General features: G+C 46.5%; 15 protein-coding genes and 1 other annotated feature. Of the genes, 1 reads left to right on the top strand and 14 read right to left on the bottom strand.

Translation table 11 applies throughout. The features are described 5' to 3' along the window. Positions 1-12 precede the first annotated feature (12 nt). The 5 genes from GCU48_RS21430 to GCU48_RS21410 form a co-directional block, all read right to left on the bottom strand. Positions 13-981 carry an S-layer homology domain-containing protein gene (locus GCU48_RS21430; RefSeq protein ID WP_152381385.1) on the bottom strand — a complete coding sequence of 323 codons (969 nt, stop codon included), beginning with the start codon at positions 979-981 and terminating at the stop codon, positions 13-15. Positions 982-1089: 108 nt separating this feature from the next. Further along, entirely contained in the window at positions 1090-1806 is a 717-nt protein-coding gene (locus tag GCU48_RS21425; RefSeq protein ID WP_152381384.1) for a hypothetical protein, read from the bottom strand. Further along, positions 1803-2720, bottom strand: a complete 918-nt coding sequence (locus GCU48_RS21420; RefSeq protein ID WP_152381383.1) for an ATP-binding cassette domain-containing protein — start codon at positions 2718-2720, stop codon at positions 1803-1805. The genes GCU48_RS21425 and GCU48_RS21420 overlap by 4 nt, the downstream gene beginning before the upstream one ends. Positions 2721-2750: 30 nt before the next feature. Then, positions 2751-4478 (bottom strand): arginine--tRNA ligase, encoded by a 1728-nt coding sequence (gene argS / locus GCU48_RS21415; RefSeq protein ID WP_152381382.1) that lies wholly within the window; start codon positions 4476-4478, stop codon positions 2751-2753. A gap of 82 nt (positions 4479-4560) precedes the next feature. Then, positions 4561-4834, bottom strand: a binding site (T-box leader). A 73-nt stretch (positions 4835-4907) separates the two neighbouring features. Continuing rightward, positions 4908-5237: a four-helix bundle copper-binding protein gene (locus GCU48_RS21410; RefSeq protein WP_152381381.1), complete on the bottom strand. Its 330-nt coding sequence runs from the start codon at positions 5235-5237 to the stop codon at positions 4908-4910. A 273-nt stretch (positions 5238-5510) separates the two neighbouring features. Here GCU48_RS21410 and GCU48_RS21405 point away from each other — a divergent pair, with 273 nt between their 5' ends. Continuing rightward, positions 5511-6026 carry a MogA/MoaB family molybdenum cofactor biosynthesis protein gene (locus tag GCU48_RS21405; RefSeq protein WP_152381380.1) on the top strand — a complete coding sequence of 172 codons (516 nt, stop codon included), beginning with the start codon at positions 5511-5513 and terminating at the stop codon, positions 6024-6026. A 31-nt stretch (positions 6027-6057) separates the two neighbouring features. Here GCU48_RS21405 and GCU48_RS21400 read toward each other — a convergent pair whose 3' ends face one another. The 9 genes from GCU48_RS21400 to GCU48_RS21360 form a co-directional block, all read right to left on the bottom strand. After that, positions 6058-7179 (bottom strand): IS4 family transposase, encoded by a 1122-nt coding sequence (locus tag GCU48_RS21400; protein ID WP_152381379.1) that lies wholly within the window; start codon positions 7177-7179, stop codon positions 6058-6060. Positions 7180-7351: 172 nt separating this feature from the next. Further along, a complete protein-coding gene (locus tag GCU48_RS21395) occupies positions 7352-8815 on the bottom strand; it encodes a nicotinate phosphoribosyltransferase (protein WP_152382221.1) in 1464 nt (487 codons plus the stop codon). Positions 8816-8940: 125 nt separating this feature from the next. Beyond that, the gene (locus GCU48_RS21390; RefSeq protein ID WP_152381378.1) at positions 8941-9507 is read right to left on the bottom strand and encodes a cysteine hydrolase family protein; all 567 of its coding nucleotides are present in this window, start codon (positions 9505-9507) and stop codon (positions 8941-8943) included. Positions 9508-9573: 66 nt separating this feature from the next. Next, complete coding sequence (locus tag GCU48_RS21385; protein WP_025715736.1) at positions 9574-10362, bottom strand: NUDIX domain-containing protein; 789 nt, start codon at positions 10360-10362, stop codon at positions 9574-9576. A gap of 65 nt (positions 10363-10427) precedes the next feature. Then, a complete protein-coding gene (locus tag GCU48_RS21380) occupies positions 10428-10850 on the bottom strand; it encodes a PaaI family thioesterase (protein WP_152381377.1) in 423 nt (140 codons plus the stop codon). Positions 10851-10984: 134 nt separating this feature from the next. Further along, on the bottom strand, positions 10985-11437 hold the full coding sequence (locus GCU48_RS21375) for a YlbF/YmcA family competence regulator (protein WP_152381376.1): 453 nt from the start codon (positions 11435-11437) through the stop codon (positions 10985-10987). Between the two features lie 76 nt (positions 11438-11513). Continuing rightward, complete coding sequence (gene miaB, locus GCU48_RS21370; RefSeq protein WP_152381375.1) at positions 11514-13067, bottom strand: tRNA (N6-isopentenyl adenosine(37)-C2)-methylthiotransferase MiaB; 1554 nt, start codon at positions 13065-13067, stop codon at positions 11514-11516. Positions 13068-13356: 289 nt separating this feature from the next. After that, on the bottom strand, positions 13357-13929 hold the full coding sequence (pduL, locus tag GCU48_RS21365; protein WP_025715732.1) for a phosphate propanoyltransferase: 573 nt from the start codon (positions 13927-13929) through the stop codon (positions 13357-13359). A gap of 219 nt (positions 13930-14148) precedes the next feature. Beyond that, on the bottom strand, positions 14149-15165 hold the full coding sequence (locus GCU48_RS21360; RefSeq protein WP_152381374.1) for a dipeptidase: 1017 nt from the start codon (positions 15163-15165) through the stop codon (positions 14149-14151). Positions 15166-15215: the final 50 nt, after the last annotated feature.

Here is a 15215-nt window from a genome sequence, read left to right as displayed (position 1 = left end):
GGCTGCAGAGTCTTATTTAGCTACCGATGAACCTGTTCCTACGGGCGGAGATACTGTTCCTTCTACAGCTTTCAGCGTAACTTTATATTTGCTGTCCACCAATGTACTTGTATGGGTATCCGTAATGACCTGGATGTTCATTTCCCCTGGCTTTGGACTTGTTAACTTGTAATAAATGACTGCATTCGTATCATCTACATAGTCGATATGATCTACTTCAATACCGTAACCCGGATTAGGTGCCTGCAAACGGGTGATTGTCACCTTGTTCTGCTGGTCATTCGCCTTCTCTATGCTCATACTAACGTTGTTCTGCTGAACCGTATCTGAAGGCTCGACGGGAGTTTCAGGAGTAGCTTCAACCGGCTTATGATTTTGCACAAATTCAGATGCATTATAGACCATTTCCGCTGCCTCCATTCGAGTTACTTTACGATCCGGATTAAACTTGCTCTGTTCGTCTAACTTTGCAATTTTGGTCAACAGCAGAAATTGAACCGCTTCGCTTGAAGCATGATCCAGCTTTTTGCCGTCTGCTACATTAATGTACATACGGATAGTTGGGTATTCCCCTGTGGCACTCACAGCTTTATACAGAATATTTGCGAATTGTTCCCTTGTCATGCGAGTGCTCGGGTTAATATCCGGTGACAATGGGATTTGATGTTGGACTGCAATCCGGTAGGATTGGGCATACCAAGCTGAAGCGGGAATGTTTTCAAAGGAACCCGTTGTGAAATCAGGCATAACCTGAAGATCCATGGCATTAACAACCAAATGCACTCCTTGTGCATACGTGAGGGTTTGATCTGGTGCAAACTTGTCCTTGGTTATTCCCTGAATAATACCCTTCTCCTGAAGCGAATTAACGATTTTCTCCTGTTCAGCTCCTTTTATATCACGAAAAGCAGAAGCTGACGTAGCCACTGCCAATGAGCAGATGACGAGCAGAGCAGCTGCCACACTTTTATTTTTGTTCATGAGGGTACACCTCCATTTTTAACTATGTTCTATACTTATCGACGCAATAGAAGCTGCAAATGTTTCACATATGCACAAAAGGATTGCAAAACAGCACCGTTCTTGCGATTAGTGTAACCCGTTAAGCTCTTTTCTGCTCACAATCTTTATGTACACACCGATCAGCACAAAAGCATATAACACAGGAAACAGCAACGACCAAACAACCTCTCCTGTCGGTATTTGTCCGAGATTCATCACTGCATTTACAGTCATATGAGCAGGTGGAAGAATCCATATCATCCATTCAGCTCCCACCGGAAGCAACTCCGCTAGGCGTGGTCCGGCAAGTGATAAAGTGAGCGCGATGATAACCAATGACAGGCTGCGATTCGTTTTCGCTATAAAAATCCGCTGGCAAAACAGTGATAGGGACAACCCTAGTAATGCAAGCGATAAATGACCTATAATACCCACCACCCATTGCAGCACAGAAGGAACGTGCACAAACATTTTGAAAACTACCGGATAAATCACGGCAACCCCTGTCATAAAAACAAGCATAATATATGCTGCTATTAACTCGGCACTAAAATAAATCCAATGCTGGCGATTATGTTGAACTGACAACTGCTTTTGTACGGGGTGCTCGTGGTTCAACAGACTGATTCCCAGCCATGCGGAAGCAAAAAATAATAAAAGGGCAGTAACACTGTAGCTGTCAGCTATAGGGCTGGGCTTGTAAGAATAGATCAGCATCATGGCAAAAAAATAGATCACTACAGGCGGTACATAACGCCGTGAACGCGTATAGCTTTGTAATACGTAACGGATAGCAAAAATCATAAGATCGTTCCCTCTTCCTCACGCCTGCAAATTGCAGCAGTATTAGCAGCGTCAAAAATATCATCGGACCATTGTGCGTCCTGATGTACAGAAACAATAGAGGCTCCCGATTGTATCAAATTCAGCAGCAGCCGATCTCCCGCCTCCTTCTCCACAGACACGCGAATATGATCACCTTGATTAATGACCATCCACTCCGTCTGCTCACTAGCGAGCAAACTCTCTGCCTCCAACGTTGATATCCCTGTGCATACAATCTGCTGCGTTGTCCGTAGTACACGTTGCGGATCGTACTGTGCTACAAGACGACCATGATCCAACACAAGCACTTGCCGTGCCGCCTGCTGCACTAGCTCCGGCTCATGGCTGGATGCCAGTATTGTAATGCCCTGTTCACTTAATTCGGACAACAGCTTAATCATTGATGCTTGCGTGTCCACATCCACGCCACCAAGCGGCTCGTCCAGCAACAATAACTCCGGCCTACCCAAAAGTGCCTGTGTCAGGTTAACCTTTTGCAGCATCCCTTTAGAAAAACCACGCATATCACGATCAGCAGCATGCATTAACGCAAATTGCTCCAGCCGAAAATCAATTTCCCGTCTTAATTCGTCCCGCTGCACTCCCTGCATGAGGCCCATATGCTGTAAATACTGCCGAGGTGTAAAATTCAGCTGCGGCAACCGATCAGGTGCATAGCCGACATGTATCGAAGCTCCGGACCGCCACTCAATTGACCCGGAGCTGGGGCTTAGCAAACCCGCCAGTAAAAGCAGCAGTGTACTTTTACCGGAACCATTTTTCCCTACAATTGTAATCCAGTCTCCCTGCTTAATAGTAAAAGTAAAATCGTCCAAGGCCGCTACATTCTTATATCGTTTACTTACACTGCGCATTGTTGCAAGAATACTCACCTGTATCTCGCTCTCCTTTATTCGCTTTGTTTACATCTGATTAGGTGCTTTCAGCCCAAGGAGCTGCAGCGTTCTTGCCAGAATATCCGCGGTTTGTTCCGCCAGCTGAATACGCCACTGTCCACCATCAACAATCCGCTCCTTGGCGTAAAAACGGTTGAACGCCTGGGCCGTATCCAACGCAAATCTCGCCATAATCGAAGGCTCCAGCTGCCGAACCGCACGTATCAGTTGCCCTTGATAGTGATCCAGCTGCTTAAGCAGTGCCCAGCCTGCATCACCGAGCATTTCACTTGATACGTCGTCAGTCAAGTCAGACGAATGCCTCTCCTGCACAGGTGCGATGTCACTAGAATTTGAATGAGCACCAGTACGAGCATGGGCTTTTTCCAGAAGACTGCGTATGCGCGCATGAGTGTACTGCACATAAGGCCCCGTCTCGCCCTCAAAGGTCAGTGCTTCCTCTAATGAAAAATCCACATCATTTAGACGATTGTTTTTTAAATCACCAAAAATAATCGCCCCGATACCAACGTCCTCAGCTATTTCCTGTTGATCCTGCAAATTAGGGTTCTTCTGGGTGATAATAGCTTGAGCACGTGCTACAGCTTCATCCAGCACCTCCTCCAGCTTCACAACCTTGCCGCGTCTGGTAGACATTTTCTTTCCTGCAAACCGCATCAATCCAAACGGCACGTGCTCACATTGTTCCGCCCATGCCTCCCCTGCACGCTTCAGTACGGCAAATACCTGCTGGAAATGCAACCTCTGCTCCCCGCCAACGACGTAAAGCAACCGATCAGCCTTCATCACTTCACGACGATAGACCGCTGTTGCCAGATCACGTGTCGGATAAATGGTGGTCCCATCCTTTTTCAAAATAAGACACGGTGGCAGCTCCTCTTCTTCCAGACGAACCACGAGTGCCCCGTCGCTTTCCTCCAGCAGTTCTTTCGCTCTTAATTGGGCAACAACTGCCTGCATCTTATCATTGTAAAAGCTTTCCCCTAGCACATGGTCGAACGTAATGTTCAAGCGCTGGTACATACGATCAAATTCACTCAGACTGACCTTAACGAAAAACTCCCACAGTCGCTGAGCCTCGGCATCCCCATTCTCCAAACGCCGGAACCACTCGCGCCCTTCATCCTCCAAAGACGAGTCATGCTCAGCCTCCTGGTGAAAACGCACATATAGCTTAAGCGACTCTCCAATCGGATCCTGTTGTAGCTGCTCCTCATTTCCCCATCTTTTATAAGCTGCAATTTGCTTGCCAAATTGCGTTCCCCAATCCCCTAGATGATTTACGCTGATGGGAACATGTCCTGTTTCCCCCAGAATGCGATACAAGGCAGCACCGATGACGGTAGAGCGAAGATGGCCGATACCAAACGGTTTGGCAATGTTAGGTGAGGACATATCAATCACTACCCGCTGCCCATGTCCGATATCTGGCTTGAGGAAATCAGGCTTGCTCAATTCAGCCAGCATAAGCGGAATATGAACAGATCGATTCAAAGTTATATTAACATAGGCACCAGCAGCCGAAGCACTTAAGCCTTCCCCATGGCTTATTGCCTCCGCCAATTCAAGCGCAATTTGCTGTGGAGATTTGCGAAGCCTTTTAGCCAACACAAAACACGGAAACGCCAAATCTCCCCATTCCGGCTGCGGGGGTATCTCCAATAAAGATAAAACTTCCTTCTCTTCCAGGCCCGTATGGGCCAATAAAACTTTAGCAGCAGTTACCAACAACATGTTTTCTCTCTCCTTTTCATAAGATCTCCTGATTTTGCAAAATCCTTGTCTAATAAAAAAAGCCCCCGCCTCTTGAACTGATTCAAGAGACGAGAACTTCAATATCCCCGCGGTACCACTCTTCGTAAATCGGGTTGCACAGCTAAAGCTAGCTACACAAATCGCCGATTTCACTCCAATGACCAATAACGGTGTCTGCCGGGCTGATCTACTAGAGGAAATTTCGCTAAAAGGAATTCCTCGTTGGACCAGCCGTCTCCCGGGTGCGCTTCACATCAAACCTCATACCGGCTTCCACCATTTCCGGCTCGCTGTAATGATAGCTTCAATGCTACTCTCCCATTCCACGACGTTAATTCCCATCATTATACAAATTCATTTAGTAGAAAGCAACTTTTTTCTTCTACCGGCCCAGCTCACTATATGTAATTACACAGCTACCAATTGGCGGCAGGCCTGAACGCAACGGCGGCAGGCTTCTGCGCATTGTTTGCAGTGATCATGTCCATGCTTGCTGCATTCGGCAGCGCATACTTCACAAGCTTTAGCGCACAGCTCACAAATTTGCTCGGCAAAATCGGTTCCTCGTTCCAGCATTTGAGCAGCAAACCCGCATATTTCTGCACATTCTCTACTCACTCGAATACATTCACGCAGCATGGCCAGATCATATTCCTTCAAACTCGCAACGTAGCAAACATTGCAAGCGTTCATACATTCTAGGCAAGCATCTACACATTGTTGGTATGAATGATTCATATTACATTACCTCCCAGTTGTTGATCCTGCTGACTATTACCCACTAATCATTGAGATTAATCATTTGATGCGTACGCTTCCAGCAAAACAAAACCAGAAAATCCCGACTTATGTAAGGAAGTGTACTATATTCCAATGCATGAAAGCAAGGACATTCATCACAACGCTTTATATCCTCCACTCCCGACTTGCATACGGACAACCATTCCTCTATTGTAAAAAAGAGTGTGTAAAACAGTATGCTTAACCACTAATCAAGGAGTGAACATGGTAATGAATATGACTTCTGTAGAGGAGCACCGACGGGAATCTCCGCAGCGGGTTAGCTGCATGGTTGTAACCGTCTCAGACACACGCACCGTGGAAACGGATACCGGCGGACGATTGCTCATGGATTTGCTGGAAACCAGCGGCTACGAGGTTGCTCGTTATGTCATCGTCAAGGATGACTATGAAGGTATCCGGCAATTGGTGTCCGAGGCTGCAGCACAGGATGGCATCGAAGCTGTGCTTTTGACAGGTGGCACCGGTATTTCCCCTCGCGATACCACATATGAAGCAGTCTCCTCCCTATTGGATAAGGAACTGCCTGGGTTTGGGGAAATTTTCCGATATTTAAGCTTTGCTGAGGATATTGGTTCAGCGGCTATATTAAGCCGTGCTGTGGCCGGTACTATAGGACGAACAGCTGTATTTTCCATGCCTGGCTCACGTGGGGCTGTACGTTTGGCAATGGAACGTATTATTGTACCTGAGCTGAGACATGTCATGAGAGAAATATATAAATAAGCACGCCTGTTGAATAACCAAAATAAGTAACTCAATTCATGAAACAAGAGGTGCACTGAAGAAGAACGCGCTGAATCTGAATCAGCCATTCAACAGGTAAGTTTTGAAGAAGAAATAGACGAGAAAATCGCACAAAGGAAAGAACGGCATGTTGGGGCCATGAAGTCTGAGCAGCAACAAATAGCCAATTGAGCAGGACATAGACGATTAGAGCACAGAATAATTGCCCATAGACCGCATTTTCAGTCGTACCAAACAGCGTTGGGATATTCAAATGTTGCTTGATCCAACGAAAGAAGACTTCAATCTGCCATCGAGCCTTATAGATCTGTGCGATTTGTTCTGCGGTCACCTGCATTAAATCGGTAACCACCCGAATTTCCCGACCTTCAAAATCCCGAAACATCACCACACGATGACGTTGTGTGGAACGACACTGAGGGGTTCCCAACTGGCAAGTGATATCCCGAATGACGGATGAATCTGGCTTCGTAAGGCGGCGTAGCGCATGAGGCTTTTCCAAATGGACGTTGTCGCGAAGCCGAATGACAAACGATTGTCCATGGGTTTTGAAGTGATCCAGACGCTCCAGTTTCCCATAAGCACGGTCCATCACCAAAATGTAGTCCGGTTGAGCCAACGCTTCACTCATGGGGCCATCATGCTTGGAGCCCAGCGTTTCGACCACCTGAAGGGGTTGCCCATTTTCTGCTCGTAAAGCGACATGAAGTTTAATACCTGCACGCTCCTCGGGATAAGGAGCCCAAGGCAAACGCGTTTTTCCCACCGTCATCGTGGTTGAATCGATGAGTAATAATTCTTTGGGGAAAGTCAGTTTCCGACGTGCTTCCCGGTTACATTTGCAAACAAGTAGATGGAAAAGTTCCTTAAATACGGAAAACGGGACTTCGGCGGCTTTGGTTGAAAAGCGTGAGTAGTGGACGACAGGCAAGCCACAGAGAGCCGCATAATCTACGCTGGATCGATAGCTACCCCATTGTTCCAACGCAGCCATGCACCAGTATTGGAGTAAATGGTACACCGTAAACTTGCGGGCTTTGTCTTCATAACCTATTAACTTCACAACCCTTTGAACTTCTTCAGGAGTCAGCATGGATTGAAGGATAGATGTAATCGTGATAGAATTTTTCATGAGATCGTCTTCTTTCGGATTCGTTTGGATGGTACCAACGATTCTACAGAAAAGACGATCTTTTTTCTACCATTTTGTGGTTATTCAACAGGCGTGATAAATAAGTTCTCTTTTTCCATACTCGCCACAATAGAAAAAGGCACCTCATACATTCATGAGGTGCCTTTTTGTACTACTCCTTTTCTTCCACTTCAGGCTGCATGTAGCTGTCGATCAGCTTTTGCTTCAGTCCCCACACCTTTTCGCTGAGATTAACACGATAAATTTCAGGGTTCATCTTCCGCAAATATTCTGGCCAAAACAGCTTCAGCTGTGAAGCATGATAAGCTCGAATTTCATCCAGTTCGGGAAGCTCATATACCTTCTGTCCGTTTTTGAAAATGGGCTCGAGCATTGGTACAGCTTCATAATTTTCTACATATTTTTTCATATAAGGATGCAAGGGATTAAAGAGTTTCAGACGTTTTCCATTTCGCGGACGCTCTTCATCTGGAAAAGAAATATAATCTGCAACAGCTCTTCCCTTCTTTTTATCCACGATACGGTATACATCCTTTTTGCCCGGTGTGGATACTTTTTCCGGATTGCCCGAAATCTTAATCGTTGGCAGCATTTCACCATCGACTTCACGTTCAACCAGCTTGTACACTCCGCCAAGTGAAGGTTGATCCGAAGCTGTAATAAGCTGTGTTCCCACACCCCATACATCAATACGCGCCCCTTGGGCTTTCAAATTAAAAATCGTATTTTCATCCAAATCATTAGAAGCTACAATTTGTACGTAATCCAGACCTTCAGCATCAAGCATTTCCCGCGCCTGGATAGATAGATAAGCTAAATCACCGCTATCCAGACGAATTGAATTCATGCGCTTGCCCTGGCTCTCCAGCATCTTTGCTGTGCGAATCGCATGAGGTACGCCGCTTTCCAGCGTGTCAAAGGTGTCTACCAGGAGCGTGACCTGATCTGGTAAAACCTTGGCATACACGTCAAAAGCCTCCTGCTCGGACATAAAGGTCTGCACCCAGGAATGAGCATGCGTTCCCTTCGTCGGAATCCCAAAGTGCTCTCCTGCCAGCATGTTGGATGTCGCGTCAAAGCCTGCTACATAAGCTGCGCGTGCTCCCCATATTGCCGCATCTGCTTCCTGTGCACGCCGTGTGCCAAATTCAAGCAGCGTGTCGTTATTTGCCACCTGTTTAATGCGTGATGCCTTGGTAGCGATCAGTGTCTGATAATTCATAAAATTCAGTATCGCCGTCTCCACCAGCTGCGTTTCCATAATCGTTCCTTCGACGCGTATCAGAGGCTCGTTCGGAAAAACAAGCGCTCCTTCCTTCATCGAATGAACTGTTCCGCCAAATCTAAACTGCCGCAAAGCCTCCAGAAACATAGGATCATACTTCTCCTCCTGTTCTGACAGGTAGCGAATATCCTCTTCTGTAAAACGCAAATTTGAGATGTAATTCACAATGCGCTCCAGACCAGCGAACACCGCATAACCGTTGCCAAAGGGCAGCTTACGGAAATACGCCTCGAACACAGCTTTACGCTGATGACTTCCGTTCACCCAGTGGGCGTACATCATATTAATCTGATATTTATCTGTATGTAACGCGAGGCTCGTTGACTGCATCGTATTCATCCTCTCTGACTGTCCCCCGGTTTTGCGATTGCGACGGCGTACCGCCTCATCTACCCAGCCCACTAATATCCGACTCCATTTTGTTATCGGATATTAGTGCACAATCGTTAAGTTATTCACTTCTTGTGTAGTAAAATCGTATCCTGAGCCGACCATACGGCAGCTCCCAAACTTTCCTCAAAATGACCCAAAGCCCAATCATGTCCTGCCTGATTAAAGCTCGCCACAGCATCCTTGTATACAGTAATAGCAAAGCCTTTGTTATAAGCGTCTACAGCCGTATGGAGCACACATATATCTGTACATACACCAATCAGATGAACTTGCAAAATGCCTCGTTCGCGCAGCCTGAGCTCCAGATCGGTCCCAGCGAACGCACTATACCGTGTTTTATCCAGCCAATAGATGGAAGCACTTTGTTGCTCATAGAGGGTTTGGAGCTTGCCATATAAATGTCGTCCCTCCGTTCCACGTATATTATGTGGGGGAAACAGCTTACTCTCCGGATGATAAGGGTCGCTTTCCTCATGCAAATCCACAGCCATGACAACAAAGTCCCCCTGTTCCACATACGCCTGTGTGATTGCTGCAATCCGATCATCCAAATCAATCGCCGGTTGACCTACAGGCAAGCTACCATCTACAAAATCCTTCGTGTAATCAATAACAATGAGTGCCTTCATCGTACAGTCAGCTCCTTCATCGACAAAGTTGGGGATTGTGCGTTCTTTATGACCTATCCCGTCACATTATGTGTAGATAGACAACCTCGGTACTCTGTCACTAAAACGGTACAGCTGAGCCGGTCTTTGTGAATACTGATTGGAGCTGAGCGGTTTACCGGCCTCATCCCGTACTTCTTCCAGTATCCCTTGCCTGCTGCGGGTCGATGTTATTTTACGGATAAAATTCGGTTCTTCAAAATCCGGTACGACACTCTGAATCACCTGGTAAAGCTCACCCAATGTAAAATGTAGCGGCAAAAACTGTTTGGCTATCGTAGTCTGCAGCATTTGCAACTGAATTTTCCGATAGGCATCGACTATGATGTCCCGGTGATCGAACGCCAGCTCCAATTCCTCCAGCGCCTCACGGATCGTGAACAGCCCTACCTCGGAAGCATCATCCGCTGCCTGCCGCTGCTCCAGCATCCATTCCTCTACCAATGCAAAAAATGCATGCGATATAATCCAGCCACGCGGATCACGCCCCGGTCCGCTGTATACACCTAAATACTCCAGATGTCCGCCGTCCACACCGGTTTCCTCTAACAGCTCCCGCTTGGCCGCTCCATATATAGACTCATCTTCCTGACAAAATCCTCCGGGCAAGGCCCAGAGTCCCTCAAACGGCCATCTGCGGCGCTTGATGAGCATAACCTTCAGTTCCCGGATCGGCAATGTCTTCGTCACCGTCTTGCGTTCCCGCTTCGTTAAGGTGAACATAACGATATCGGCTGGAGCACCATCCGGGGTACGATATTTCTTAATGTTGTACGACGCCTTCTGCGCCTCTTCGTTCGTACGATTGTTATCCATTCGCATCACCATATTATATCGTTTTGATAAATTCATTATGACATAATAAAAAGTTTTGTCAAGCATTAGGCCTTGTCTGAGTCATTTGGTTGTTTATGCAACACTCGAAAGGTTGCCGTAGACATGCATCCGAGTGTCCCTTCACTATTCCTTACTTCTGCTTCCGTAGTGATGGTGCGGCCTGCCTGATGAAGAATCCTGGCTTTCACTTGCAGTGCCCCCTGCCTCATTGCTGACAAAAAATGAACATTCAGGTTCGTCGTTACACATGACTGCATTTGACGCGAGCCCATGGCGACCATTCCCATTGCCTGGTCCATTAACGAAGTCAGCACGCCCCCATGTACAATACCCATTACATTCGTATGCTGCGGGCCAGCCTGCAAAGCGATGTGTACCTCGTTCTCATCCGCACCGACCAGCTCACATCCTAGGTAACTCCAGAAAGTATTTCCTTCCCCCTCTATCATCTTACGCAACTGATCCATTCTTTTGTATTCATCCCTTCTTCGATGTCACTTACTCCTCATGTCTGGCGAGTATACATAGTTCGGTAAGCACGCCTCCGATTGCCTTCTAAAAAAAGGCGTGGAAGCTAAGCCTCCACACCTTACACCTCATTTTAGTCACTACAATTAGAGGCAGAAGTACTTTTTCCCTCTTCTACATTTACCTTTTCTGCAACCGTATCACGGATAGCCATGATCACCATTTGCAGCAACTCGTTAATTTCCACCTGACTTTGCTGGAACTCCGTTACAATTGGAATACCGTCAAGCTCTTCCTGCAGCTCCTGAAGCTCAGCCTCTATTTTGGCAATCATTTTTTGATTCTTCAAGGATTCAAATGCTACAATTTCCTTTTGCTTTTTCTTCATTGTTGCAATCAGTTGCTGGATGCGCCCATGATCCCGAACCTTCTCTTCAGCCTTCCGAAATATCTGCACTTCCTCACTGTTGCCCAAAATACCAGCTAACTCTTTGGCTTTTGCCAATATCATATCGCGATTGACCAAATGATCATGCTGGCGCGCCGCCGATTGAAGTTCTGTCTGTTGCAACCGCTCCTCTGTCACTGTCCATCGCTCCTTTTCTCACATAGGCGATCTGCATACGATAGTCATCCCCATGCAGTTCGCTAGAATTTCTTTTTTATCCGTTAACCGCCACTGCGGTTTGAACCAAATCACCCTTGATATAGAAGGTCATCGGCTCTGTAATTTTCACTTGAACAAATGTACCGATCAGATCCTTGGAACCTTCAAAATGCACGAGCTTATTGGATCGGGTCCGTCCGGCGAGCACCTCACTGTTATTTTTGCTCTCGCCTTCTACCAACACCTCTACAACCTCGCCCCGCAGTCGACTATTAAAGCGGAGACTGTTCTCATTCACAACCTTGTTAAGTCGCTGAAGACGCTCTTTTTTGACCTCCATAGGTACATTGTCTTCCATCGAAGCAGCTGGCGTACCTTCACGTGGTGAATAGATGAATGTGTAGGCAAAGTCGTAGCCGACCTCTCGCACAAGCGATAGTGTATCTTCAAACTGTTCGTCCGTTTCACCCGGGAATCCTACAATAATATCCGTTGTCAGAGAAACATGCGGAACAGCCGCTTTGATCTTCGCTGCCAGCTCCAAAACACGCTCACGAGTATATTTTCGGTTCATTTTCTTCAATATATCCGTATTACCCGATTGTACAGGCAGATGAATATGCTCCACCAAATTGCCGCCCTTACCGAGCACTTCAACCAAATGGTCATCAAAATCACGTGGATGTGATGTGGTAAATCGTACACGCGGGATATTGATCTTGCGCATATCATCCATCAGATCTCCGAATCTGTAATTCATATCCTTCAAATCCTTGCCATAGGCATTAACGTTCTGACCCAGCAAGGTAATTTCCTTAAAGCCTTGACGTGCCAAATCCCGTACCTCTGCAATAACATCCTCTGGCCGACGGCTTCTTTCCTTCCCACGTGTGAAGGGAACAATGCAATAGGTGCAAAATTTATCACAGCCGTACATGATATTTACCCAAGCCCGCATTCCCTCACGCTTCTTCGGCAGGTTTTCGATAATGTCGCCTTCCTTGGACCACACTTCGACCACCATCTCTTTGCTGAAGAGTGCTTCCTTGACGAGTTGAGGCAAACGATGAATATTATGGGTTCCAAAAATCATATCGACAAAACCATGTTTTTGCATAATCCGGTTAACGACATTCTCTTCCTGTGACATGCAGCCACACACGCCGAGCAGCAGCCCTGGCTTTTCTGTTTTGAGATGCTTGAGGTGACCCAGCTCGCCAAACACTTTATCCTCCGCATTTTCACGGATGGCGCAAGTATTCAGTAAAATGATGTCCGCTTCCTTCCGATCCTCGGTTGCCTGGTAGCCCATTTGCTCCAGTAAGCCTTTTATGGTTTCAGAATCATGTTCGTTCATCTGGCAACCGAATGTATATACAACATAATGCTTTCCCTCACCGATATGTTTCAGCTCATCCGGGACTGCGTTATCATACAATACCTGTACGTCCTCTTTACCGCGCTGCTTTTCTTTTCTATGGTTCGGCTCCGCCATAATGTTGATTTCACGTCCGCGAATACGGATCTTTTTGCTATGCTCGTCTTCAGAAATAATCTTTGCATCCGAGAAATCAAAATATTTGGAGTAATCTTTTGTTTCCTTAGCCATTCCTGGTCACTCCTTACACCATCTATTTCACGCCATTCGCGCTTTTGCTAATCCTTATCCATGTATATCCTTTTAAGCCCATTAAAATCCTTTGAAAAAGGCATTACACTAAATTATAGCATGATTTATAAGCCATAGCCATAGATCAGCCTCAGAGACCAACGGGCTGCAATTTGAACGAGTGACTATACGTATATACAGGGATTTGTAAATTTTCTATATATGTAAAAAAGCCCGATTCCTTTGCAAGAATCGAGCTCCCAAAGCCTTCCGGCATCCAATACGTATATTAGTCTACGATTTCAGCGCTGTCGCCGTTTTTCACACCGGCTCCGTTCGCTTCATCCGTATCAATGTGCATATCCAAAGCAAAGGAGTCAGATACACGTGCAATAACATTTTCAAACACAAGACCACGTTCGCCGCCTACACGCACTTTCAGCAACTGCTTGTCTTTAATGTCCCATTTAGCTGCATCAGTTGTATGGAAGTGAATATGGCGAGCTGCTACAATAACACCCTCTTGCAGTTCCACTTCTCCTGCTGGTCCTTTTACCGTAATTCCTGGTGTACCCTCAATGTTGCCAGATTCGCGTACAGGTGCTTTTACACCAATAGCAAAGGAATCTGTACGGGAGATTTCGAGCTGGGAAGCTGGACGAGCGGGTCCCAAAATGCGAACCTTATCAAATTGGCCCTTAGAACCAATTACAGCCACCGTTTCATTTGCGGCAAATTGTCCCGGTTGGGACAAAGGTTTAAATTCAGTCAATTGATAGCCTGCTCCGAACAAAATTTCAATATGCTCTTGGGTCAGGTGAATATGACGGGCGGAAACGCCGACAGGTACGATTTTACTCATCGTGTTGTCACTCCTTTTTCTCTATACAAAACTTACACATCTATGCTATTATACTCCTATTTCGTCAAGAAAGAAAAGGAAAGCACACAAAGTTCCCTTTTTCGCCCTAATCAGTCTTGAGTTTCGTCCAATTACTGCTTCCTTTCCGATAATCGGACTTAAAAGTTTTTTGTGTATACATAAAATAAGCTTATAGGAAAACCTTATATGAATAAATATTCAAGAAGACATTCTAGAGGGTAGATTGGTTTGCAAATAACAGAGCGCATTTCCTCCCAACCAGCCTTTGACCAGTTCCTCAGGATAATGCTTTAACAGCAATTCTGCGAACTCGCGGTATTTTCCCGGGTGCTCCAATCCCTGTACATGACGTTCGATACCATCAAAATCGGAGCCAAACATCATATGTCGCGCACCGCCTAAGGCACAAATATGCTCGATATGCGGTAGCAGGTCCTCAGCGCTCACTGAACCTTGCTCTTGGATAAACATCGTGACAAAAGTCAACCCGATTCGGCCGTCACATGCGATCAACGCCCGAATCTGATCATCCCGCAGATTGCGTGGATGAGAGCAAACGGCAAAAGCGTTCGAATGCGAGGCAATTGGCGGTAATGTTGCCTCCTCAAGTACCTCCCAGAAACCTCGTACAGACAAATGCGATACGTCCAGCAGCAATCCCAACTCATTACAGCGCTTGACCAGCTCATGCCCTTTGTTGGTCAAGCCGCCCCCCCGCTGCTCCATAATCCCGTCAGCCGCCCAATTTGCATAATTCCACGTCAGCCCAATTAACCGTATTCCCATGGCATAGCACAGTTCGGCATAAAACGGGTTCCCTTCCAGCGCGTCTGCTCCCTCTAGTGAGAGCAAAGCCCAGGGGGAGTGGGTCTGATCCACCTCATTACCTTCCAAATACGTCAGCTTTTTTGTCGGTGAGCCTTGTTCTTGCAGGTCTTCCCGCCATAGCAAGGCTCTAAGTCCACCTAAGGGAGATACGACATGCTGCCTGAACAGCTCAATTTGACGAACTACATGCTCCATTCTTGGCCTGCCCAATACCTGTGATATATATATGGCGAACGTTTGCAGTTGTACATCACCTTCCAGCAATCGCTCTTTTGTAACATCAAGTGATGAATGACTAAAATCCACCTGCCGATTGAGCTGCATTTTACACAGTACATCACAATGAAAGTCAACAACTGGCCGTTTGGTATTTGACTTACCGTCCATGCACTTTCCCCCATTCATAGCTGAAGCACGAAATGTATTTTAAAAATCAT

It is taken from the genome of Paenibacillus brasilensis (assembly GCF_009363115.1).
GTDB lineage: Bacteria > Bacillota > Bacilli > Paenibacillales > Paenibacillaceae > Paenibacillus > Paenibacillus brasilensis.
Note: the sequence above shows the minus strand (reverse complement) of the source record. Positions and strands in the feature narration are given on the sequence as shown.